The sequence below is a fragment of the Hyphomonas sp. genome (assembly GCF_017792385.1).
Lineage (GTDB): Bacteria > Pseudomonadota > Alphaproteobacteria > Caulobacterales > Hyphomonadaceae > Hyphomonas.
The window spans coordinates 1,579,411-1,601,211 of the sequence record NZ_CP051230.1 but is presented as its reverse complement, the minus strand read 5'-3'; the positions used below and the strand labels follow the sequence as shown (position 1 = coordinate 1,601,211).

The following is a 21,801-nucleotide window of genomic DNA, read 5'->3' as shown; positions in this document are numbered from 1 at the left end:
GTCTGAAATGGCCTGACATGAATTCGGTGTAAGGCGATGTCATCGATCTTGACTTCGCTCCGGACCATAATTATCGATAATCAACAAATCTTAGCGCCTTGAAATTGCTCTGATTTATTATTTTTCGATAAAAACTTATTGATTTTCGATAATTCCTTCCCTAGATTGAGGATGTCGGCGGCGGGATGGTCCCGCCAAGGACACCCAAACCAAGCCAGAAGGAATTGAAAACATGACCCCCCGCGCCCGTCAGAGCGACATCGCCGCAACCGCCGAGCAAGGCATGATGGCCCTCTCCATCATGACCGGAGAGGCAACTCACCGGACCCGGCCGGCCAATGATGTCAAAGCGGAGGGTCGTCAGAATCTCCTGGTCCGCCGCCGCCGCCGCTTCGCCCGCCGCGAAGCTCGCTAGGCCTGCCCGGCCGGTGCCGCGATCCCCGGTTTCCCCTGACCGGATGCGGCGCCGGCCACCTGCCCCCCCTCAACCGCACGTCACTCACCCCTTGAAAGGACACCTGTCATGATCCGCTCTCTCTCCGCCATCGCCCTTGCCGCTTCCCTCGCTGTCGCACCGGCCTTTGCCGCCTCGGACGACTTCCAGATGGAAATCGACCTGAACCGCACCCAGCTGGAAACCGTGGAAGGCGCCCGTGCAGAATACAGCCGCGTCCGCGACGAAGTGCACACACGCTGCGTTGCCGAGCATGAAGACTTCCACTTCGCCAAGACCTATGTGGTCGGCCAGTGCGAGCGCCAGACGATGAAGAAAATCGTCGCTCATGTCGGCGATGCGAACTTCACCGAAGCGCACTTCACCTACAGCTGATCCCTCCGGACCGGCAGGTATCCCGCCTCTCCAGAACCGCCTGCCGCCCCGGATCTGCGCCCTGCCCCTCTGGCAGGGCGTTTTTTTACATAGAGCTTGCGTCAGCTTCCCGGAAGTCCTTTGCCCGCAGGATCTGGGACAGTCTGAAATGGACTGGCACGAACGCACCATCCTCGTCGCTCTCGAACAACGCACAGCAGCTTGTGGGAAACTTTTCGATCAGGCGGATCGACTGCTGGTGGTCCAGGCTGCCGGCCTCCCGCAGGATCTCCATGGAGAAATCGTGCAGGCCCGGATTGTGCCCGATCACCATCAGCGTGCCGGCCCCGTCATTCTGACAGACCGCCTCGGTCAGGCCGCGCACGCCGGACAGGTACAGCGATTCCATCGGCCGGACCTTTTCGCCTTCAACCACTTTGGCCACTTCCGAACAGGTCTCCCGGGCGCGGCGCGCGCTGGACACCAGGATGCGTTCCGGGCTCCAGCCCATGGCCACCAGTTCCTCCGCCATGCGCTGGGCATCCTCTTTGCCGCGCGGCGTCAGTGCCCGGCTGAAATCATCAACGCCTTCGGCCCAAGGTTCGGTCTTCGCATGCCGCATCAGGATCAGGCGTTTCATTCCAATTCCTTCTTCCCGCACGGGGTATTAGAAAAACTCATCGACGGCTTCAGGCACCACGCATTGGCCAGCTTCTTCTTAGGCACCATTTTCCAGTCACAAATCAAGAGACAGGAGTATGGTAATATGAGCCTTCTGATTGGCGATGTTGCACCGGATTTTGAAGCCGACACGACAGAAGGCCGCATTCGCTTCCACGAATGGGCCGGCGATGACTGGGTCGTGTTCTTTTCCCACCCGGCCGATTTCACCCCGGTCTGCACCACCGAGCTCGGCTATACAGCCAATCTGAAGGATGAGTTCGCCCGCCGGGGCGCGAAAGCCCTCGTCATTTCGGTCGACAGCCTGGACGATCACCGGAAATGGATCTCCGATATCGAGGAAACCCAGAATGCGACCGTCACCTTCCCGCTGATCGCCGATCCTGACCGGAGCGTGGCAACACTGTACAACATGATCCACCCGAATGCGGACGCGAAGGTCACCGTGCGGGCGGTTTACGTGATCGATCCCAACAAACGCATTCGCGCCTCGATCATCTACCCACCGAGCGCCGGGCGGAACTTCGACGAGATCCTTCGCCTGATCGACAGCCTCCAGCTGACGGACGGCCACAAGGTGGCAACCCCCGTGAACTGGACTGATGGCGAGGATGTGATCATTGTCCCGTCTCTGACAGACCCGGACGAGATCGCGCGCCTGTTCCCGAAGGGGTACAAGGCAGTAAAGCCGTATCTCAGATACACGCCGCAACCAGGCAAATAGCGATTTCAGGCGGCCCTGTCAGTCTGGCAGGGCCGCCGCGATCGACGCGATATCGAACGGCTTCTTGACGACCGGCACGTCCGGATACCGTTTGGCCAGATCGATTGAATCTCCATAACCTGTCGCAAAGGCGAACGGTATTCCCCGCGCATGCAAACGCTCGGCAATCGGCTCGCTCGTTTCCGATCCGAGATTCACGTCCAACAAGGCGAAATGCAGCGTCTCAGCTTCGATAAATGCCACCGCCTCGCTGACATTCGAGGCAACGAAGACCTCACTGGCCCCCAGGGAGCGGATCATGTCTTCTGCATCCAGAGCAATGATCAGATTGTCCTCGACCACCATGGCCTGGCCGTTGAGATGAGACTTCTTCGACTTTCCCGGCACGGGAGCAATCGCCTCAGCTTGCGCACCTTCAAAGGCCTCGACATGTGCTGAGGGAATCTCGAACCGGGCCGAAACACCGGTTACCTCGAACCGTAAATCTGCCCGGCCGTTGAGTTCATAGGGAATGGACCGCTCGATGATCGTAGACCCAAAGCCCCGCCGGCTCGGAGGGGCCTGAATCGGTGGCCCACCGGTTTCCAGCCAAGTCAGCTCCAGACCACCATCGGCCATGGGAACAAATCCGATGCGAACCTCGCCGCTCGGCTCGCTCAGCGCCCCGTACTTTGCAGAATTGGTCAGCAGTTCGTGCACAACCAGAGAGACCGACGTGAATGCCTTGGGTTGGAGGCGTACATCATGCCCGTCGATCCTCACTTTCTCTGCATTTGATCCGAGATAGGCCTCAGACTCGATCTGTATCAGTTCGCGCGCGGATGCCGGCGCCCATTGCTGCCGGGTGATCAGGTCGTGCGCCCGGCTGAGCGCATGAATCCGGCCGCCAACGACTTGCGTGAATTCGGCAATCGACCGGGCGTCCGATCCGCTCTGCTCCACCAGGCCTCCAATCAGGCCGAGTATGTTCCGGACCCGGTGGTTCAGTTCGGCAATCAGAAGCTCCTGATGCTCCTGCGCCTTCGTGCGTTCACGCAGCGCTGCGTCAGACATGCGCAGGATCACCTCCAGAAGGGTCAGGCGCAGCGCTTCGGCGGCACGGATCTCGGCCGGCTGCCACGGCGAAGACGTGTCGCGCACAATCTGCTGCCAAGCCTCGAAACTTTTTCTCGGAGTCAGCCTGGCACCGTGCTGGCCCACCGTAACCGGCTTGTCGGGATTGCCGGCCCAGGTCACCGATTTCGCGATCTCGCGCCGGAACAGGACAATGTAATCCCTTGGGGCACGCGACACCGGCAGGGCCAGCATGCCGGCTGCGCGACCTGCATATCCTTCCGCAGCCGGATAAACCTTCTTCAGGCTTTCAGTGTGATAGATACGACTTGCCGCTGTCGTGTTCAGAAAATTGACGAGTCCCAGAAATTCGTCACGAGACGGCGTTTGTCCGATGGACTGGTATTCACCATCCACCCAGCCAATGGCTCCGTCATAGGGAATAACTGTCGCAATCGCGTCGATGATCGCTTCGAAATTCTCCGAAATGGAGGCGTCTTCCGCCAATTGTGCCATCAATTGGTCGTGCAGCACCTGGGCGCGGTCAGATTCCTCACGGCCCTCATCCGTCTCTTTCTGATCGAGCACGAACGAGAACAATTGCCCAAACAATTCTGCGGCAGTCCTCAATTCGTAGGACAGGATCTTTGGCGACTCATGGTGGCATGCAAACAGGCCCCACAATTTCCCCCGTTTCAGAATGGAGATGGAAAGAGAGGCTCTGACACCCATGTTCTCCAGGTATTCGAGATGGATCGGAGAAACCGCCCGCACGCCGCTCATCGAAAGATCCAGCGGCGTGCCTTCCGGGCTTGTATGCGGAATGATCTCGGCCCCTTGGTCGGACACGTCCGCAATGATGCGCAACAGGTTGCGCGCGTACAGGGCGCGCGCCTGTTTGGGAATGTCCGAGGCCGGATAGCGCAACCCCTTGAAACTCTCCATGCCCGGCTTGAGGGCTTCGGCGATCACCTCACCGGTTCCGTCGTCCCCGAAACGGTAAACCATGATCCGGTCAAATCCGATCAGACTGCGCATCTGACGGGCGGCATCCTCGCACAATTGCCGGGATGATGTGGCCCGCGATATCCGCTCCACCATGGGCCGCACATAGTTCACGTAATTGGTGTCACGGCTCGTATCGTGCGCCTCGAACTCCAGAATGATCGACCGGCCGGACAGGTGGATCGACAGGTCGAAGAGCCGCCCGTCTCCGGTCAGGTCCAGACCAAACACACGCTCGACTGCGTCGGGAGACGTCAGCATCGGCAAGCGGGAGCGGATGATGGACAAGGCCGGTTCAGCCAGAGCGTCAGCCACGCGGCGGCCGATCAGGTCCTGTGCCGGCTTGCCCAGGAAGCGGTCCATATTGACGGACGCGTGGTTGATAATCCAGTCGGATGACATGGATATCAGCGCCCCGAAAGACTGCACGCGGCCTATGACGTGGATGGGCTCACGATCGCAATTCGTCAGATCGACTGCGGTGTCAGAACCAAGCGTGTCAGGGCCGATTTGCGCCATGGGCAGTCTCTTTCATCACATACCTGCACGCAGTCTCGTATAGTGAGAAACAGGCCTTTGCCGATTCAACTACATGATTGCGTTCCATTTGGCCAATATTCACGCTCGGCAGAAAACGGAGGAATTCGGACCAGCAGGCCCGGTCCGACAGGAAGGTGAGAAATCGCCCTGCGCCCTTCACCCGCTCGTCGTCACTGGCCCGCCATCTTTGGTGCAGGATGGTACCGCCCAGATGGCTGCCTGCGATAACATAGATTACTCCCAGAGGATGGATCCCCGACAGGCTGGGCCTCTGCAGCCAGTCCGGCCGCGGCCGACCGAGGCTGGACAGGTCGGCCAAAATGTCCTCCAGCGGCGGTGCCGGCGGAACCAAACCGTCATAGGGCTGAAGAACTTCGCCAAGGCAATCATAGGCAAGATAACTGACTGACAGAAACTCCCCCAGCCCGACCGGGCCGGTCAGGTCGAATTGACTGAACAATCCGTCCACGCGGGCATGGTCCGCCGCAGTCTCCAGCCGCAATCGCTGGCGAAGAGTGATTTCGTCCGTCATTTCCTGTTCCCGGACATGGCGCTGAGTGTCCTTGCCGTCAGGACGGAATCCGTTCGCTCAGCTTGCCGCCGACCCTTATGGGATCAATCCGGATTGCCAGGCCTGTCTGGTCGTCCGTTTCAACGAATGTGCCGCAGAGCGTCCCCTCCCCCAGCGCCGGCTGGTAACGTTCGCCGGGCAATTGCGTCTGAAACCGATAGAGCGAGATCTGCTTCTGCATGCCGATGATGCTGTCATAGTCTCCGCACATGCCGGCGTCGGTCTGATAGGCGGTGCCGGCCTCCAGGATCATCGTGTCCGCAGTGGGAACATGGGTGTGGCTGCCCACAACCAGGCTGGCACGTCCATCACAATGATGTCCCATGGCCATTTTCTCACTCGTGGCCTCGCAATGCATGTCCACAATGATGGCGTCGGCCACGGCGCCCATCGGCATGGAATCGAGAGCCGCATCAACCGCCGCAAACGGGCAAGGCAGGCTCTGACGCATGAACACATTGCCCTGAACCTGAACAACGCCCACCCGGCGGCCGTCCGGCAGACTGAACAGGTTTGCCCCCTTCCCCGGGGCCTGTGCCGCCGGAGGATAGTTCGCGGGGCGCAACAGACGTGGTTCCCGTTCGATATAGGTGAGGGCTTCGCGCTGGTCCCAGGCATGATCGCCAAGGGTCAGGCAATCGGCCCCGGCTGCAAAGAATTCTTCCGCTATGGTGCTGGTGAGACCGAAGCCGCCAGCAGAGTTTTCCGCGTTCACGACCACGAAATCGAGACGCAATTGAGCCTTCAGGCCCGGCAGGTGATCCAGCACCGCCTGCCGACCGGGTTTGCCGACCACGTCTCCGAAAAATGCGAGTTTCATGACCGACAGTCTATGCCTTGCCCATCGCGCAAAGAAAAGCGCGCGTACCCAGCGAGAGCACGCGCGCCTTCAGACGTAACGGGTTTACTCGTTTGTCGCCGAGAACCCGAGCGCCGATTTCGTCAGTGCCGACGGATCTTCCATCTCCGCAAGTTCGGACACTTTCAGCGGCGATGCCGGATTCAGGGAAATCGTCAGCGTCTTCGGATCCGTGATGAAGCTGGACAGGGCGGTCGAGGCCTCGGTGACCAGTTCCATATCGACACCCGATCCACCGAGCATCATCGGCGCCATGGCCATCATGCCGGCTGTCTGATTGCGAAGCTGCTGCGGGTCTTCCCCGCTCTGGGCGGCGTACGCATTGAACGCGCGATCCACAATGCCATTGTCATCCAGCTTGAGGTCGAGCGAGTGCAGGGTCAGCTTTCCCATGACCTCGTTCATCATGGCAGCCGGATCAGCCGGGTCGATATCCTGCTCGGCCTGTGCGGCAGCCATGGCGCTGGCGCCTTCATACTTGGCGCCGAAATCGAGCCGGAACCCGTCTTTCAGTTCCCAGTAGTTCTTGTTGGCTGCAAGCGTAACGATATCCAAATCGGGATCGTAGCTCTGTTCACCGGCCATGGTCAGTTCCAGCTTCTCATAGCCGAGAAGCGCAAGCTGGCCACTCAATTGCTCGCCGAGTTCACCCGTGCCGGTATTGAGGGTCATCTTGGTCGGCTCGGTGACGACCTTGACGGCACGCCCCTGCGAGTCATGGCTGACCTTAGACACGAGGGAAGGCATGTCGAAATTCACGCCGGAGACGTCGAAGCTCATATCCTTCATCGAGATCGAGTCATATCCAGGATTGGCCGGGTCTTTCGGGTTCAGGCCCGTCATGATGCCGGATTGCAGGCTGTCTTCCAGATCTTCACCTTCCTCGCCGAACACGGAGAAGTCGAAGCCGCGAATATCGATGTTGCCGAGATTGGCCTTGACGGTCATGTCGTCCTCGGGATCGAACATGTCCAGTTTCAGGTCCTTCAGGGCCATCTGGGCGGCCTTGCGGTCTTTCAGGCCCGAGACGGAGATGGCGTCGACCAGGAATGTGCCGGTGGTGCCATCTTCCTCGTCCAGTTTCATGTTCACATCGCTGACATTCCACAGATCGAAGGACAGTTCGGCTCCCTGCGGCAGGTCGCCGGGTTCATCGGACGAGAAGGCGCTTGCCACCCACGCCGCCAGCGCCGGCGATGGGTTCACGAGTTCGACCGACCCGATGGTTGCGCTGCCCTCTGCAGCCTCTTCCGGATCGTTCGGGACGAAGGAGACATCGGACATAACCATTTTCGAGAACGATGCCTGGCCATCGACCATGGCGAGACCGTCAAATTCCAGTTTCTTGGCCTTCAGGTCGGTGCCCGACAGGTGCATGCCGTCCTCATCATCCTCGTCGGCTTCCCCGCCAAACAGGGTGACATCGGTGAACACGGCCTTGTCACCATTGAGCTTGCTGTCGGCAAAACTGATGCGGTCTCCGGTGGACTGATCGAGCGCGAATGCGGCCAATGCCTGAGGCGCTGTAGCCGGGTCACCCTTGCGGGCCTTGATGTCCTTTGCGGCATCAACAGCATATTCAGAGGCGGCGGTGTCGGCCGACTTGTCTTTGTCCCCGCAAGCCGTCAGCATGGCGATGGCAGCAACGCCTGTGAGCAGATATTTCATGTTTGGTCCCTTTAATGATTGATGCCAGCGTTCCAATTGCGCCCGTCACCTAGAGCGAGATTATTAACATGGCATACAACAATGGCCAGACCGTGACACTGAATGGGCCGGACGGACACGAAATCCGCGTGCGACTGGAGGTCAACTCCAAGGCCCGCCGCCTGATTTTGAGGCTGGACGAGCGCAAGCGCGAAGCTGTGGCAATTGCGCCGTCGCGTCGGCAGATCAAGGATGCCGCCGCGTTCGCAGCCGAACGCATCGACTGGATTTCGACACGCCTGCAGCACCTGCCGGACGTGGTCAGCTTCGAGGAAGGCAGCGTGATTTCCTTCCGCGGCATGCCGTGCCGGCTCACCGCGCAAGGCGAGGGCCGCGTGGCGCGCATGGTCCTGGGACAGCCGAACACGCTGTGCGCGCCAGGCGATCCGGAAACCCTGCACCTGCGCACGACGCGCTATCTGAAGAAACAGGCCCGGGCAGACATCACCCGCGCAGTGAAACGTCATTCGGCCAGGCTGGGCGTGACCTACAAGGATATCTCGGTCAAGGATACGCGTTCGCGCTGGGGCTCGTGCACAGCGGACGGCAAGCTGTCCTTTTCATGGCGTCTGGTCATGGCACCACCAGCCGTGCTGGATTATGTCGCCGCGCACGAATGTGCTCATCTGCTGGAAATGAACCATTCGCCTCGCTTCTGGGCACATGTTGCAACCTGTTGCAGCGACTGGAAACACCAGCGCGCATGGCTGCGCGAGCATGGCGCCTCGCTGCAGGCCGCCGGTACCTGAAGGCAGGACCTAGTCGGTCACGATCTCTTCGGGCTCGCGGGCAACTTCCATCTCGCGGGCCGGCCCGAAGCTGATCAGTGTCACACCGTCGCCGCCCTTCGCTTCGCGGTTCGGCCCCAGGAAGATCAATGTGCCGTCCGCGCGGATTTCCGCGATCAGGTCCGCTTTCGGCCGGTCCTTCCGATAATCCTCCAGATCATATTCCTCGGTCAGCTTCGTCTTGCCAAACGACCAGCCGCGATAATGATCACGAATGAGGCTGTCATATCCCCTGCCCCGGCGGATCAGGGTGCGTCCGCGCGTTCCCATTCCAATGGCGCGCGGATCTTCCTCTTCGGTGTCCTGCGCTGACAATTGGTAAACCCGGTGTCGGCCGAGTTCCGGTGCGAAATGGCCTGAAACGAGCGCATTGTAGGGCTCATTGGCCGACAGGCCGACCACCTGATCGAATGCCGCGTGGTCGAGGCGCACTTCAGCCTCCTCGGAGAGGACTTCCCCGAAAAATGTATTCAGCCCCGCCTCCCGGGCGGGCCGCAACCGGCGCCAGTTATTGTCGGCAAGGATTGGCTCGATCCCGACATCCTTCAGCACCTTGGCAAGGTCGATGCTCCACGGGTTTACCCCGACCAGCAGCACGCCCGGACGCTCCTTGCGCGCGAGTCCCAGCCGCCGAGCGAGCGGGCCGATGGTGAAACCGTGCAGGACGACCGTCACGAACACCATCGCAAAGGCGAGCGGTGTGATCTGCTCAGCGCCGGAGAAATAGAAACGCGAATCCCCACGCCGACCCAGATCTTCCAGAAGGGTGGCAAACAGGCTGGACACGGCAACGGCGACGATACCGCGCGGGGCGATCCAGCCCAGCAGGATGGCTTCATTACGCTTCAACGTGCCGAAGGTGGCGATCCAGACTGAAAGCGGCCGCACGATGAACAGCATGGCAAACAGGAAGGCCAGCGTGTTCCAGGTCAGTGCGCGGCGAATGACGTCGGGCGTCAGATTCGCCGTCAGGATCACGAACACGCCGGACACGAGCAGAACAGCAATGTCTTCCTTGAATTTCCGCAACTCCGCGAGGCCTGCGAGGCGGGAATTGGCCAGCGTCATGCCATAGGCCGTCACGGCAACGAGGCCGATTTCCTTCTCGATCATCTCAGCCAGCGCATAGCATAGGATGATCGAGGCAAAGATGATGGGCGCTTTCAGGTATTCGGGGGTCCAGCCCTGGCGGAATGCGCGGACAATGGCCCAGCCGAACGCGAAGCCGAGTCCGACGCCCAGCGCGGCAGCGACGATGATCATGGCCCCCTTGCCGAGGACGGATTCGCCAGTCGCCGCCACGCGGATGATCTCGAACGCCGCAACCGCGAACAGTGCGCCGACAGGATCGTTCACGATGCCTTCCCATTTCAGGAACTGGCCCGTGCGCCCGCCCAGCTTGGACTGGCGCAGCAATGGCATGATCACGGTCGGTCCGGTAACCACCAGCACACCCGCAAACACGACAGAACTGCCCCAGTCGAGACCGGCTGCATAATGCGCGGCGAATGTGCCGAGCAGCCAGGCCAGCGGCCCGCCGACGAACACCATCCGGCGCACGGCAGCACCCGCGTCACGCAAATTCTCGAATTTCAGGACAAGGCCGCCTTCAAACAGGATGACAGCAACCGCCAGCGACACGATCGGACGCAGCAGCTCACTGCTGCCACTGTTGAAGACCTTTTCCGGATTGAGCAGCGGCTCCCCGAAAATCACCGTCCAGAGCGGACCGACCGCCAATCCGGCCAGCGCCATCAGCACGATGGCCGGCGCCTGGATGCGCCAGGCCACCCATTGGGCACCGATCCCGAGCGCGCCGATCAGGGCGCAGGCAAAGATCAGCTCGCTGGAACCGGCGGCTGCCAGTACAAAATCAAATTGGTCCATGAAAGCCCCGTCTTCTGGTGCAACCAGCCCTGTCAAACCCTAGGCCTGGACCGCGTTTATGTCATCTGCGAAGTCGAATCCGATCTCGCGGGACCCGTAATCGCCTTCCTTGTAGCGCTCGACATGATCCGAGAACCAAAGAAGGATATGCTGATAGAGATGTTCGTAGAAAGGCTCGGGATCAGCTTCCTTCAGCGGCAGGCTGAATTCGTATTCCGAACCGTCTTCGATCTGGATGATGAATTTCTCACCAATCTTGCGGCATTGCATGGCGAGGCGTAGCCAGTCCGTGTCACGGGTCACTCGGACGGCAAGTCCGAACGCAATCGGTCCCAGCAGTCGGAACCCGCGCGGCGGCACAGAGAACGCATTGTCTCCATAGGCTTTCGGCTTGAACTGTCCGGTCGGCGGCACAAGGTGAACGCACACCCCATCGCTGGCGCCGAGATAGTCGCAAAATCCGCTGCGAATCTCTTCAGCCAAGGCACGGATTCGATTGTAGTTTTCCGCCGCCAGCGCCTGATAGGCCTCTACGGTCTCTATCAGATTGTCAAAACGTGACACAGGCTTTCGCCCCCCATGATTGCCAAATCCAGAAACAAGTTAGGGTGCCGCAACGCGACCTTCAAACTTTAAAGTCGTTACCATCGGACAATGGTCGGATGCTTTGGGTTCGATCCAGCCGACACCCGGAAAGCGGATTCCATCATATCGTTCTGCCCGATACGGGGCCCCTGCCCGCACGATTTCGACCTCAGCCGAAGGATTCAGGGCGGCCAGGCGCGGTGACAGGAAAATATGGTCCAGAGCGCCATAGGTGTCATCTCCACTATAGTGATGGGTCCATCGGTCGTACGGGTCCGAGATTGCCCGGCTGGCGAGATCCACGGCAAACCCATCCGCGATCAGCGGCTCGAGTCCATGCGGACGGGTCGACCGTCCATCCACTTCCCAATAATCGTTGAAGTCACCCAGAATGACCCATTCAGCCTCCTGCGGCCGGTCGAATCGGCGCCGGATGATTTCCCGCACTGCCACCGCCTCCGCATGGCGAACGGCGGCGGTGCGCCGGCGTCCCCCGTGCATGGATTTGAAGTGGCAGATGAACAGGGTCAGCCGCCGCCCCTCTTTCTGCACGTCCACTTCAAGGCAATCCCTGCGGAACACATAGTCATTGACGGTTGCCCCCCGAACCGGAGCTATACCCAGACTGCCAAACGTCGCGCGGGCGTGGCTGCGCTGGAACACGACCGGCAGGGCGGACAGCAGCCCGACATCGATTCCCCGGCTGTCATTGCCCTCATGCAGCACACGCTCCCCGAATGGCCGACCGGCCCATCGGGAGACATACCGATTGTCAAATGCGGTAAGGGTAACCAGGTTTTCAACTTCCTGCAGGGCGCAGACTTCCGCGTGGGTCGCGGCCAAGGCTTGCGCGGTCAATGTGCGATCATCTTCCGACAGGACATCGAAAACCGCGTCGACCTGCTCGGCAACCGTCGCGCTGTCCACATCCGTCAGGCGGCTGCGCGCATTGGCGAGACCGGATCGGGCGAAATCGCACCGCATCATCAGGTTTTCGCAATTGAACGTGGCCAGTCGGATTTCAGGCATAACAGGGTGATGCGGTCTGTTTCAGACCGGGTCAACGCGCAATCACCGTCGGCGTCAGGCCACAGCGCGGTGCACAAAGCGGGCGCTGGTCTGCGCGCGTTCGACCGAATCCGCATCCGGCCGCTGGTCAGCCGGTATGGCCGTGCGTCCCAGTTCCACGGCGATTCCGGGCTGAACACCGCTTCCGAAGGCTGAGAGAACCGTGCGGATCACGTCGAGCGGCTGGGCCTCGTCCTCGACAATCTGTCCGAAGCGGGCCGCCACGGGCCCGACGACCCCATAGGCCAGAAACACGCCCAGAAACGTTCCGAGGAGCGCAGAGCCGATCATCATTCCAAGAATGGCTGGCGATTCATCAATCGAGCCCATCGTCTTGATGATCCCGAGCACAGCCGCGACAATGCCAAGGGCCGGCAGCGCATCGGCAACCGTGTTCAAGGCGTTGACCGCTTTCATGCGCTGGTCGACATGAGTCGCCACCGATTGCTCCATATGCGCCTCTGCGCGCGCCGGGTCGGACAGGTCCAGCGCCATGAGACGGAAGGAATCGCAGATCATGTCGCGAACGGCTACGTCTGCCATCACCGCCGGTGCCGCCGCGAAAGCAGCAGAGTTTTCCGGGTGTTCAATGTCGGTCTCGATGGCAACGAAGCCCCCTTGCCGCGCCTGCCGCATCAGTGTGGCCAGAAGCACCAGCAATTCACGATGCTGCGCTCTCTGCCAGCGGCTGCCGCGAAACGAGCGTACAAATCCGGAAAAGGCCTCGCGCGCCACTTTGGGGGAGTTCCCGAGAAGCAACGTGCCGATGGCCGCGCCGCCGATCAGCGCCATTTCGAACGGCAAGGCCTGCAACGCGCCCTTCCCACCGGTCAGGATCAGGCCGCCCATGACAAGCACGACGATCAGGACAAGTCCGATAAGTTGAGGCAAGGTCTGCAGGCTCCGGCAATCTTCCAGCCTGCACCATGGCACAACCGTCTTAAGCCAAGCTTACAGCGGCAACGGGCGGCTGATCGGATCAGTTGGCCAGCAGCCCCTCGCCACCCATGACCGGGTCATGCTCGGCCACCAGATGTCCCGGGCTGACCTCAACCAGTTTCGGCCGGTATTGTTCGGCGTCGGCATCATTGACCAGCTTCGATTTCAGGAAGCGGAGCGCGGCGCGGCTGTCGAGCGGGCTGGGCAGGTCTCCGGTCAGACGCAGGCGTTCACGGGACCGTTCGCCTGTCGGATCGGCGTTCGGCACCGCCGCAATCAGGGCTTTTGTGTAGGGATGGCGGGCATCGGTATAGATCGCATCACGCCCGGCCAGTTCCACCACCCTGCCGAGATAGAGCACCATGACACGGTGACTGATCTGGCGCACGACCGCGAGGTCGTGACTGATGAAGATCATGGCAAGGCCGAACTCCTTCTGCAGCTCGATCAGCAGATCCACGACCTGTGCCTGAACCGAGACATCAAGTGCCGATACGGCCTCATCGCAGATGACCAGTTTGGGCTGCAGGATCATGGCACGGGCAATGCCGACCCGCTGGTTCTGGCCGCCGGACAATTCGTGCGGGTAGCGGTTGATCAGATTCGGGTCGAGGCCAACGCGCGGCAGGATTTCACGAACTTTCGCTTCACGCTGGGCTCTGGACAGGCGCGGCTGGTGCACCTGCAGCGGCTCGGCGATCGACGCGCCAATTGTCATGCGGGGGTCGAGACTGGCGAGCGGATCCTGGAACACGATCTGCAGATCGTCCCGCAGGCCGTCCATCTCCTTGCGCCCTGCCTTGCTGATATCGCGCCCGAGCCACGCCACAGTTCCGTCCGTCGGCGGGATGAGGTTCAGCACGCCGCGCGCCAAAGTCGACTTGCCGCAACCGGACTCTCCGACGACGCCGAGGGTTTCACCCGGTTTCAAATCGAATGACACGCCATCCACAGCCCGCAAGGGCCGGGTCTTGCCGAACAGGCCACCCTTCACCTGGATCGGGAAGTGGATTTTCATGTCCTCCACAGACAGCACAGGCGCCGTCTCTGCTGCTGGCGGTTCCGACAGGATCGAGCGGCCCGGCCGGTCCGGCTCGTCAATGCGCGGCACGGCGTTCAGAAGCATCTTCGTGTAGTCGGCCTGTGGGCGGTAGAAGATGTCGTCGACACTCCCCTGCTCCACAATCTGTCCGTGACGCATGACAATGACACGATCGCACATGCGGGCCACGACGCCCATATTGTGGGTAATCAGCGCAATGCCCGTGCCGGTCTCCCGTTTCAACTCGTCCATCAATTCCAGGACTTGCGCCTGCACCGTCACGTCCAGCGCAGTCGTCGGCTCGTCAGCCAGCAGGAGTTCCGGATTGCACAGCATCGCAATGGCGATCATGACGCGCTGACGCATGCCACCGGACAGTTCATGCGGAAACTGGTTCATGCGCCGGGCCGCTTCCGGAATGCGTACGTTTTCCAGCCATTCGATGCACAGCCGATCGGCGGCTTCGCCCTTCAGGCCTTTGTGCAGGGCAAGCACTTCCCGCATCTGGGCCCCAACCGTCATGTGCGGCGTCAGGCTGGTCAGCGGGTCCTGGAAGATCATCGACATGCGTGCGCCGCGAATGGTGCGCAACGTCGCGTCGGGTGCATCCAGCATGTTGATGCCGTCAAACTCGATCCGCCCGGTGGCGGTACCATTTCCGGCCAGCAGGCCGAGGGCAGACAGCGCCGACTGGCTTTTGCCAGAGCCGCTTTCGCCGACAATTCCAAGGCATTCTCCCTTGGCGACATCGAAGCTGATGCCTTTGACCGCCTCGACGACACCGTCGGGCGTGTCGAAGGAAACGCGAAGATCTTTGACAGACAGAATAGACATGAGCGCAATCTGTATACGCGCGGCGGCGGTGCGCAACGACCGGGATGCAGAAAACGAAAAAAGGCCGCGCCTTTGGGCAGGACGCGGCCAAGGAGGAGAATGCGGGGGCGGGGTGCAATGGGAAACCCGCCCCCTCCAGCGGAACTCAGAACTTGTATCCGAGCCCCAGTCCCACCACGAGTGGATTGATGTCCACGTCAGCATCCACTGTTGCGCCAAGCGCCGTGGTGAAATCGACTGTCACGTCCGGATTGATCCAGATCTTCTTGACGTCTGCGTTGATGGCCCAGCCGCCGGGCTCGCCATCGAGATCGTAATCGACACCCGCCTGAAGGGCGAGGCCGACGCTGGTGTCATAATCGATGCCGTCAGCGACCGGTCCTTGATCCTCATCAAAGAAGAAGGTCGCGTTTATACCGGCCCCGACATAGGGCTTCCACTGGCTGTCATTCACGAAGTGATACTGAACCGTCAGTGTCGGCGGCAGCAAGGTGACATCGCCCAGATCAATCGTGGCATTATCAAGCGCGCCGGGCACGGTCACACCGGTTGCCTTCACATCATGCGGTGTGACGCCGAGAATGAGTTCGGCGGCGATGTTCTTCGTGAAGAAATAGGTGATGTCCAGTTCGGGCACATACTGGTCCGAAATGTCGACATCCCCCGCAAGCCGGGCGCCGGCCACGGAAAGGTCTCCGGACTCATCCGGCAGCACGCCGATCACACGGCCGCGCACCATCCAGGGATTCTCGTCTGCCGAGGCGGCAGGCGCCGTTCCAAGCCAGGTTGCCCCGGCAACCAATGAGGCGAGGAGAAGCTGTTTCATGTCTGGTCACTCCTGTTTCGGCGCACCAATCTGCGCCGGATGGAGATGACCTACGCCCATGTTTTCATGCAGGTAATTGCCCGTTTTGACGCGCGGGTGCGTGTCGCGCGGCATGGCATCGCGAATAGGTATTCTTCCCGATTGCGCGGCAGAAGCGCGCCTGAGATATCTGGGCGGTGCGCGCCGTCTCCACAGGCGTATCGGCACCTGTTTGCCGGCAGAATGGCGGTTCTCCCACGGTCAGGCTTGAACTTCGCACTGCCGCTGGGGCACATGGGCGGTGAGGAAACAAACCGAGCGAGGAACACGGCATGCCCGTCATCAATTATCTTACCACCTGCATCTTCGATTCCGGCGCGCTGAAGCAACTTGCCGGCACGGCGAAGAAGCTCGGCATGTCCCGGCCCTTCATCGTGACCGATCCCGGCATCAAGGCGGCGGGCATCCTTGCCAAGGTGGAAGATGCGCTGGGTGTCGCGCCGGCGGGCGTGTTTGCCGAAACCGTTCCGAACCCGACCGAGCAGCAGACCAAGCAGGCCGCTGAAGCCTACAAGGCGTGCGGCGCTGACGGGCTGATCGCTCTTGGCGGCGGCTCATCCATGGACCATGCCAAGGGCATCGGCCTCCTGGTCAGCCATGACGAGCCACTGGAAACCTATGCAGCCATCACGGGTGGCGCGAAGAAGATCGGCAAGATCCCGCCCCTGATCGCCATTCCCACCACGTCCGGCACCGGCTCTGAAGTGTCTGTTGGCATGGTCATCGTGCTGGAGAATGGCCGCAAGGAAACGATCGTCTCGCCGAACCTGATCCCGGCCACGGCTATCTGTGATCCGGACCTGACCCTCGGCCTGCCGGCCGGCCTGACCGCTGCGACGGGCATGGACGCCGTCACGCATTGTATCGAATCCGTGCTCTCCCCTTCCGTGAACCCGCCTGCCGAAGGCATCGCCTATGAGGGCGTGTTCCGCTCGGTCGGAAATGGATGGCTGAAGAAGGCCGTGCTTGACGGGTCTGATGCAGATGCCCGCTGGCACATGATGATGGCCAGCTATGAAGGCGCCCTGGCGTTTGTGAAGGGTCTGGGCGGCGTGCACGCGCTGTCACATGCCGCTGGCCGCCTGCATGAGAAGAAGCTGCACCACGGCACGCTGAACGCGATCTTCCTGCCGCACATCCTGCGCTTCCATGAGGGATCGGCCGACGAGAAATATGCTCGCCTGCGCCAGGCCATGGGGCTCAAGCCCGGCGCAGATCTCGGCGATGCCATTGCCGAACTGAATGCCGACATCGGCATCCCGGCCCGGCTGTCCGATATCGGCCTGACGGCGGAGGATGCGCCGGGCGTGGTGGAGTACGCGCTGAAGGACCTCGCCCATTACGGCAATCCGAAGCCAATGAGCGCAGACGATTACGCGGCAGTGTACGAAGCGGCGCTGTAGGCTGCGGGGAGCGTCGCCTCGCCGTCAGTCAATCCGGATGAAGTTGCCATGGAACCCCGGCGGCATGCGCTGCGGGATGTGCACACTGGCAACCGGCGGCTGTGTGAACCGCGCCGCATCCAGAATGACCAGTTCCGAGGTCGACGAGTTGGTGTCGGTCACATAGCCCATCATCCAGCCTTCGTCCTCTGCCGCCGTCGCGTGGGCGGGGATGAAGATGAATTCGCCGGGCACCCTGCCGGGACCGAAATCATGGCATTCCCGCGTGCCGGTGGCGAGATCATGCTTGAAGATGCGGGTCTCGGTCAGGAAACCAGCCTCCCCCTCTTCCGACACGGCGGTCGTGTAGGCATAGCGATAGGGTTTCCCGGTCAGGCGTTCATCATAGCGCGGGAACTCCTGTGACTGGGCATCCACCAGGGTCCGGGTCACCTTCCAGGCAGCGGGATCCATGGTGAGGGTCTCGAATTTCGGCACCGCATCGGGGCCGGTATTGTCCGGGGCGAACATGTGGTCATACACACAGGCCTGCATGACCACCTTGCCGTCCGCGGTCTCGTACGCATTGGCGGGATGGAAGATGTAGCAGGGATCGATGTCACACCAGATGATGTCGTCTGCCGTCCCCTGTCGCGGCAAAAGGCCGATCCGGGCTGGATGTGCGGGGTTCCAGCGGTAGGGAAAGCTGACGCCGCTGAGCACGGCGCTCATGGAAAAGGTCACCGGCAAATCCATCACGATCACATAGTGCGGTGTGATCATGCAGTCGTGCACCATCGGTCCATGGCGTACCGGAATCGGTTCATCCCGTTTCACCTTGCCGTCCGCACCGACCACTTTGTGCCACAGCGTGTCAGGATGCATCGCTTCGTAGCAGATGGCATGCATCTCGCCGGTCTCCGGATCAAGATGCGGGTGCGCCGAATAGGATTCTCCCAGCGTGCCGTCAAAATCCGAATGCGCTCGCGTCTCCAGTTCATCTGAAACCTCGACCGGATATCCACCCGCCTCGACAATGGCCCATATCTTTCCGGCATGGCCGACAATGTTGGTATTTGCGACATCGGTTCGCGGATTGCGGGGCCCCGGCACCGGCGGCTCGTCCAGCGCGGCGCTCACACTGTTCGAGCGCACCCAGCGATTGCGATACCATTTGGCGTCCCCGTCCTGCAGCCGCACCCCGTGCAGCATCGCGTCTCCGACGAACCAGTGATGGGCGGCCGGATTGACGGGACCGACCGGATTGGGCCCGTTGCGGACATAGAGCCCGTTCAGCGTTGCCGGGATCTGCCCGGTCACCCTGGGCTGCATCACGGTCATTTCCTCGGTCAGAGGGGCATGGATTCCCTCCAGGAACAGGTTGGGCTTTCTGGTCTTGCGGCGATCGCGATTGAACCCGGCAACCGCCAGGACCCCTTTCGTGACCACGCCGCGAATGGCGGTCTCGACTGGACTTGTCATGCTGGCTACTCCTCCCGGCTTGTGGTCTGCGCCACAATGTTTACAGTGATAACATGACCGCGAATGATAACACTGTCAACATTAAGCCGCGCTCGGCGCGCTACCATCATGGCGACCTGCGCGCAGCCTTGATCGAGGAAGGCCTGTCCCAGATCGCGCAACTGCCGGCCGAAAAGGTCAGCCTGCGGGAAATCGCCCGGCAGGCCGGCGTGTCTGCGACAGCGGTCTACCGGCACTTCCCGGACAAGGCCGCCCTGTTCGGGGCCTTGTGCGAAGCGGGCGATGAGAAACTGTCTGCCGCCTTCCGCACAGCGATGGACGAAACCGATGGCGGGGTCGAAGCATTCGAAGCCATGGGACGGGCTTATGTCCGCTTTGCCCTGACGAACCCCTCCCTCTTCCGCCTGATGATGACAAACGCCCCGCAGGCGCATGTCATGGATCCGGATGAAAGCATGGACGGCGGGGCCTTCGCCATGCTGGCCGAGACACTGCGCGACCTGATGCCGGAGGACACCCCCCAGGACTTGCGCCTGACCCGCCGCATCCAGGCCTGGTCGGTGGTGCATGGGCTGGCCATGCTGATGCTGGATGGTCAGGTGCCGGCAGACGACGCGCTGATCTCCCGAATTGTCTGCTCAAGCTTTCTCTAGGCCGGACCGCGAATCCGGCGCATAGTGCCGGGATGTTCGAAGGTCTTTCCGCCACCGCCACCAATCTTGGTCTCCTGTCCGGAGCCATGGCCATCGGAGCATCTTGGGTGGCCGCAATCGCGTCGCCGAATTGCAGTTTTGACAAGCTCGACGGATCACGCGCAGACCGGCATGTCCGGGAATTGCTGTTGCAGACCTCGACACCGATTGCCGGCATGATGCTGGCTTCGGCGGCCTTCTACCTGTTGGCCACCAGTTGGGCAGCGGCGATCACGGCGCTTCTGGCGGCGTTCGGGTTTTTCTCGAACCGCTGGATGCTGGCGCCCGGCAAAAAGCCAAAAGGCGTGCGCACCAGCCGCAAGGATCAGCGTGCCGTGTCGGTCAGCTTCTCGCTGATGTTCACGCTGGTGGCGATCGTGTCAGCCGTGCTGGGCATGATCCGCATCTGAGGCGGCGTCAGGCAAACACCAGCCAGAGACAGCCCATTTCATGCAGTTTGCGGAAATCGTCGGCAGACTTTCGGGCGGCGCGCAGGGCAATCTCGCCGGCCGCCTTGCGGTTCACCGCCAGCATCATCGCGCAGATCGCCACACCCGGCAGGAACATCCACCAGACATAGGCCAGAGACGCCAGCGCGCCTGCGAGGCAAATGAAGTAGGCCAGAGCATCCAGAATCCGGAATCGCGCATGCATGTAGCGACCGAACACGTTCAGCATTTCCGGCTGCTTGTGGAGGATTTCGGCATCGATGGCGAAACGCTGGCCGGGCGCCTGTTCATAGACGATCGCCCGCGTCATGCGGCCTCCGCGATGGGGATTCGGCTGGCATCTGAGGAACATGGTGATCACTCCCTTGCGAGGGGAATTTACGCGCGGCGCATTAATCATACTCTGCCTTGATCCTGAAATTTTCATGGAAATTTCACTTTGATTACAGGCATCGAATGGCGCCCGTCTGGCGAATCTGTTTGCCCTTTTCCAAGGGCGCCCGTATGTTGCAGTGCAGCATGAAAGGCATGACGACATGCTCTATTCACTTGTGGAAATAAACCGCGCCGCCATGGCACCCGTCCGCATTGCGGCACGGGCCAGCCGCGCCGCGCTGAGTTCGCCGCTCAATCCGCTGGGCCAGACAGAATATGGCAGGTCGCTGGCCGCGATGGCAGACGTGTTCGAGAGCGCCACGCGCTATTATGGCAAGCCCGAATGGCGGATCGACAGCGTGCGCGTGAACAGTGCGCCGATCAAGGTCACACCGACCGTGGCGTGGCGGACGCCGTGGTGCAGCCTGGTCCATTTCCGGAAGGACCCGGAAGCCCTGGCCGCTGCGCGCGACGGTGCGAAGTTGGGCCCCCAGCCGCGCCTGCTGATCGCAGCCCCCTTGTCCGGCCACTATGCAACACTGCTGCGCGGCACGGTGGAAGCCTTCCTGCCGACTCATGATGTCTATATCACGGACTGGCAGGATGCCCGGATGGCGCCGGTCTGGCTCGGCCGGTTCGATCTTGATGATTATATCGATCACATTCGCAACATGCTGACCTTTCTGGGCACGGGCGCGCACGTGCTGGGCGTCTGCCAGCCGGGGCCGCCCGTCCTGGCGGCAGTCGCCATGATGGCCGAGGATGACGATCCGGCCCGTCCTGCCTCGATGACATTCATGGGATCTCCCATCGACACGCGGCTCAGCCCGACCGTTCCAAATGTGCTGGCAGAGGAAAAGCCGCTGTCATGGTTCGAAGAGAACATGATCCACACCGTGCCGGGCCCCTACCCCGGCATGTTCCGGCGGGTCTATCCGGGCTTCGTCCAGCTGGCCTCCTTCATGAACATGAACTGGTCGCGCCATGTTGATGCGCACTGGAACTTCTTCAACCATCTCGTCGAAGGCGATGGCGACAATGTCGGCAAGCACCGCGAATTCTACGACGAGTATCTGTCAGTCCTCGATCTGACGGAGGAATTCTATCTCCAGACCATCGTCCGGGTTTTTCAGGAGCATCAATTGGCGCGCGGCGTGTACCGCTATCGCGGCACCCATGTCGTGAAGCCCGAAGCGATCCGCGATGTGGCACTGATGACGGTGGAGGGCGAGAAGGACGATATTTCCGGCATCGGCCAGACCCAGGCAGCCCATGCGATCTGCACCAGCCTGCCTGAAGACATGCAAACCGACTATATCCAGCCGGGCGTTGGCCATTATGGCGTGTTCAACGGCAAACGGTTCCGCACCGAGATCGCGCCGCGAGTGACCGAATTCACACGGCGCTTCACCATGCGCGATGCCGACGAGGAAGCCACAGAGCGCCTGTCCAGACTGGCCTGAGC

Annotated in this window: 21 protein-coding genes; 8 read left to right on the top strand and 13 right to left on the bottom strand. The window is 61.2% G+C overall.

Translation table 11 applies throughout. From position 1 onward, the window contains the following. Nucleotides 1-232: 232 nt before the first annotated feature. Entirely contained in the window at nt 233-415 is a 183-nt protein-coding gene (locus tag HF955_RS08135) for a hypothetical protein (RefSeq protein ID WP_027836855.1), read from the top strand. A 108-nt stretch (nt 416-523) separates the two neighbouring features. Next, on the top strand, nt 524-829 hold the full coding sequence (locus HF955_RS08130; RefSeq protein WP_291079050.1) for a UrcA family protein: 306 nt from the start codon (nt 524-526) through the stop codon (nt 827-829). Nucleotides 830-914: 85 nt separating this feature from the next. On the opposite strand, the gene HF955_RS08125 is transcribed toward HF955_RS08130, so the two are convergent. Then, complete coding sequence (locus HF955_RS08125) at nt 915-1,448, bottom strand: histidine phosphatase family protein (protein WP_291079049.1); 534 nt, start codon at nt 1,446-1,448, stop codon at nt 915-917. Between the two features lie 126 nt (nt 1,449-1,574). Here HF955_RS08125 and HF955_RS08120 point away from each other — a divergent pair, with 126 nt between their 5' ends. Then, a complete protein-coding gene (locus HF955_RS08120) occupies nt 1,575-2,213 on the top strand; it encodes a peroxiredoxin (RefSeq protein WP_291079048.1) in 639 nt (212 codons plus the stop codon). Nucleotides 2,214-2,231: 18 nt separating this feature from the next. Here HF955_RS08120 and HF955_RS08115 read toward each other — a convergent pair whose 3' ends face one another. The 4 genes from HF955_RS08115 to HF955_RS08100 all read right to left on the bottom strand — a co-directional run bounded on the left by HF955_RS08115 (nt 2,232) and on the right by HF955_RS08100 (nt 7,909). Further along, nucleotides 2,232-4,790: an HWE histidine kinase domain-containing protein gene (locus tag HF955_RS08115; protein ID WP_291079047.1), complete on the bottom strand. Its 2,559-nt coding sequence runs from the start codon at nt 4,788-4,790 to the stop codon at nt 2,232-2,234. Then, nucleotides 4,771-5,343: a biliverdin-producing heme oxygenase gene (locus HF955_RS08110; RefSeq protein ID WP_291079046.1), complete on the bottom strand. Its 573-nt coding sequence runs from the start codon at nt 5,341-5,343 to the stop codon at nt 4,771-4,773. Before HF955_RS08110 ends, HF955_RS08115 begins: the two co-directional genes overlap by 20 nt. Nucleotides 5,344-5,380: 37 nt before the next feature. Beyond that, nucleotides 5,381-6,202: a TIGR00282 family metallophosphoesterase gene (locus tag HF955_RS08105; RefSeq protein ID WP_291079045.1), complete on the bottom strand. Its 822-nt coding sequence runs from the start codon at nt 6,200-6,202 to the stop codon at nt 5,381-5,383. Between the two features lie 84 nt (nt 6,203-6,286). After that, nucleotides 6,287-7,909 (bottom strand): hypothetical protein, encoded by a 1,623-nt coding sequence (locus tag HF955_RS08100; RefSeq protein WP_291079044.1) that lies wholly within the window; start codon nt 7,907-7,909, stop codon nt 6,287-6,289. Between the two features lie 68 nt (nt 7,910-7,977). Between HF955_RS08100 and HF955_RS08095 the strand changes: the two genes are divergently transcribed. Then, nucleotides 7,978-8,697: a M48 family metallopeptidase gene (locus HF955_RS08095; protein WP_291079043.1), complete on the top strand. Its 720-nt coding sequence runs from the start codon at nt 7,978-7,980 to the stop codon at nt 8,695-8,697. Between the two features lie 9 nt (nt 8,698-8,706). Here HF955_RS08095 and HF955_RS08090 read toward each other — a convergent pair whose 3' ends face one another. From HF955_RS08090 to HF955_RS08065, 6 genes are all read right to left on the bottom strand, one after another. Then, nucleotides 8,707-10,623, bottom strand: coding sequence for a sodium:proton antiporter (locus HF955_RS08090; RefSeq protein WP_291079042.1), 1,917 nt, complete (start codon nt 10,621-10,623; stop codon nt 8,707-8,709). 39 nt (nt 10,624-10,662) lie between these two features. Next, nucleotides 10,663-11,187, bottom strand: a complete 525-nt coding sequence (locus tag HF955_RS08085; protein ID WP_291079040.1) for a hypothetical protein — start codon at nt 11,185-11,187, stop codon at nt 10,663-10,665. 39 nt (nt 11,188-11,226) lie between these two features. Further along, on the bottom strand, nt 11,227-12,237 hold the full coding sequence (locus HF955_RS08080) for an endonuclease/exonuclease/phosphatase family protein (RefSeq protein WP_291079039.1): 1,011 nt from the start codon (nt 12,235-12,237) through the stop codon (nt 11,227-11,229). A gap of 54 nt (nt 12,238-12,291) precedes the next feature. Beyond that, nucleotides 12,292-13,167 carry a flagellar motor stator protein MotA gene (gene motA, locus HF955_RS08075; RefSeq protein WP_291079038.1) on the bottom strand — a complete coding sequence of 292 codons (876 nt, stop codon included), beginning with the start codon at nt 13,165-13,167 and terminating at the stop codon, nt 12,292-12,294. 88 nt (nt 13,168-13,255) lie between these two features. Further along, the gene (locus HF955_RS08070; RefSeq protein WP_291079037.1) at nt 13,256-15,091 is read right to left on the bottom strand and encodes a dipeptide ABC transporter ATP-binding protein; all 1,836 of its coding nucleotides are present in this window, start codon (nt 15,089-15,091) and stop codon (nt 13,256-13,258) included. Between the two features lie 145 nt (nt 15,092-15,236). Next, nucleotides 15,237-15,917, bottom strand: coding sequence for an OmpW family outer membrane protein (locus tag HF955_RS08065; protein ID WP_291079036.1), 681 nt, complete (start codon nt 15,915-15,917; stop codon nt 15,237-15,239). A gap of 311 nt (nt 15,918-16,228) precedes the next feature. On the opposite strand from HF955_RS08065, the gene HF955_RS08060 reads away from it, so the two are divergent. Continuing rightward, the gene (locus HF955_RS08060; RefSeq protein WP_291079035.1) at nt 16,229-17,359 is read left to right on the top strand and encodes an iron-containing alcohol dehydrogenase; all 1,131 of its coding nucleotides are present in this window, start codon (nt 16,229-16,231) and stop codon (nt 17,357-17,359) included. Nucleotides 17,360-17,383: 24 nt separating this feature from the next. On the opposite strand, the gene HF955_RS08055 is transcribed toward HF955_RS08060, so the two are convergent. Then, entirely contained in the window at nt 17,384-18,820 is a 1,437-nt protein-coding gene (locus HF955_RS08055; protein WP_291079034.1) for a carotenoid oxygenase family protein, read from the bottom strand. Between the two features lie 53 nt (nt 18,821-18,873). Between HF955_RS08055 and HF955_RS08050 the strand changes: the two genes are divergently transcribed. Together HF955_RS08050 and HF955_RS08045 are read left to right on the top strand one after the other, a co-directional pair. Further along, on the top strand, nt 18,874-19,473 hold the full coding sequence (locus HF955_RS08050; RefSeq protein ID WP_291079033.1) for a TetR/AcrR family transcriptional regulator: 600 nt from the start codon (nt 18,874-18,876) through the stop codon (nt 19,471-19,473). A 32-nt stretch (nt 19,474-19,505) separates the two neighbouring features. Continuing rightward, nucleotides 19,506-19,922: a hypothetical protein gene (locus HF955_RS08045; protein ID WP_291079032.1), complete on the top strand. Its 417-nt coding sequence runs from the start codon at nt 19,506-19,508 to the stop codon at nt 19,920-19,922. A gap of 7 nt (nt 19,923-19,929) precedes the next feature. Here HF955_RS08045 and HF955_RS08040 read toward each other — a convergent pair whose 3' ends face one another. After that, nucleotides 19,930-20,271 (bottom strand): hypothetical protein, encoded by a 342-nt coding sequence (locus HF955_RS08040; protein WP_291079031.1) that lies wholly within the window; start codon nt 20,269-20,271, stop codon nt 19,930-19,932. Between the two features lie 226 nt (nt 20,272-20,497). Here HF955_RS08040 and HF955_RS08035 point away from each other — a divergent pair, with 226 nt between their 5' ends. Next, the gene (locus HF955_RS08035) at nt 20,498-21,799 is read left to right on the top strand and encodes a polyhydroxyalkanoate depolymerase (protein WP_291079029.1); all 1,302 of its coding nucleotides are present in this window, start codon (nt 20,498-20,500) and stop codon (nt 21,797-21,799) included. The last annotated feature ends 2 nt before the right edge of the window (nt 21,800-21,801 follow it).

Excerpts from the sequence above, each read along its gene's own strand:
- HF955_RS08135 (WP_027836855.1), top strand. The coding sequence starts at position 233 with ATGACCCCCCGCGCCCGTCAGAGCGACATCGCCGCAACCGCCGAGCAA.
- HF955_RS08130 (WP_291079050.1), top strand. The coding sequence starts at position 524 with ATGATCCGCTCTCTCTCCGCCATCGCCCTTGCCGCTTCCCTCGCTGTC.
- HF955_RS08125 (WP_291079049.1), bottom strand. The coding sequence starts at position 1,448 with ATGAAACGCCTGATCCTGATGCGGCATGCGAAGACCGAACCTTGGGCC.
- HF955_RS08120 (WP_291079048.1), top strand. The coding sequence starts at position 1,575 with ATGAGCCTTCTGATTGGCGATGTTGCACCGGATTTTGAAGCCGACACG.
- HF955_RS08115 (WP_291079047.1), bottom strand. The coding sequence starts at position 4,790 with ATGGCGCAAATCGGCCCTGACACGCTTGGTTCTGACACCGCAGTCGAT.
- HF955_RS08110 (WP_291079046.1), bottom strand. The coding sequence starts at position 5,343 with ATGACGGACGAAATCACTCTTCGCCAGCGATTGCGGCTGGAGACTGCG.
- HF955_RS08105 (WP_291079045.1), bottom strand. The coding sequence starts at position 6,202 with ATGAAACTCGCATTTTTCGGAGACGTGGTCGGCAAACCCGGTCGGCAG.
- HF955_RS08100 (WP_291079044.1), bottom strand. The coding sequence starts at position 7,909 with ATGAAATATCTGCTCACAGGCGTTGCTGCCATCGCCATGCTGACGGCT.
- HF955_RS08095 (WP_291079043.1), top strand. The coding sequence starts at position 7,978 with ATGGCATACAACAATGGCCAGACCGTGACACTGAATGGGCCGGACGGA.
- HF955_RS08090 (WP_291079042.1), bottom strand. The coding sequence starts at position 10,623 with ATGGACCAATTTGATTTTGTACTGGCAGCCGCCGGTTCCAGCGAGCTG.
- HF955_RS08080 (WP_291079039.1), bottom strand. The coding sequence starts at position 12,237 with ATGCCTGAAATCCGACTGGCCACGTTCAATTGCGAAAACCTGATGATG.
- HF955_RS08070 (WP_291079037.1), bottom strand. The coding sequence starts at position 15,091 with ATGTCTATTCTGTCTGTCAAAGATCTTCGCGTTTCCTTCGACACGCCC.
- HF955_RS08065 (WP_291079036.1), bottom strand. The coding sequence starts at position 15,917 with ATGAAACAGCTTCTCCTCGCCTCATTGGTTGCCGGGGCAACCTGGCTT.
- HF955_RS08060 (WP_291079035.1), top strand. The coding sequence starts at position 16,229 with ATGCCCGTCATCAATTATCTTACCACCTGCATCTTCGATTCCGGCGCG.
- HF955_RS08055 (WP_291079034.1), bottom strand. The coding sequence starts at position 18,820 with ATGACAAGTCCAGTCGAGACCGCCATTCGCGGCGTGGTCACGAAAGGG.
- HF955_RS08050 (WP_291079033.1), top strand. The coding sequence starts at position 18,874 with ATGACCGCGAATGATAACACTGTCAACATTAAGCCGCGCTCGGCGCGC.
- HF955_RS08045 (WP_291079032.1), top strand. The coding sequence starts at position 19,506 with ATGTTCGAAGGTCTTTCCGCCACCGCCACCAATCTTGGTCTCCTGTCC.
- HF955_RS08040 (WP_291079031.1), bottom strand. The coding sequence starts at position 20,271 with ATGACGCGGGCGATCGTCTATGAACAGGCGCCCGGCCAGCGTTTCGCC.
- HF955_RS08035 (WP_291079029.1), top strand. The coding sequence starts at position 20,498 with ATGCTCTATTCACTTGTGGAAATAAACCGCGCCGCCATGGCACCCGTC.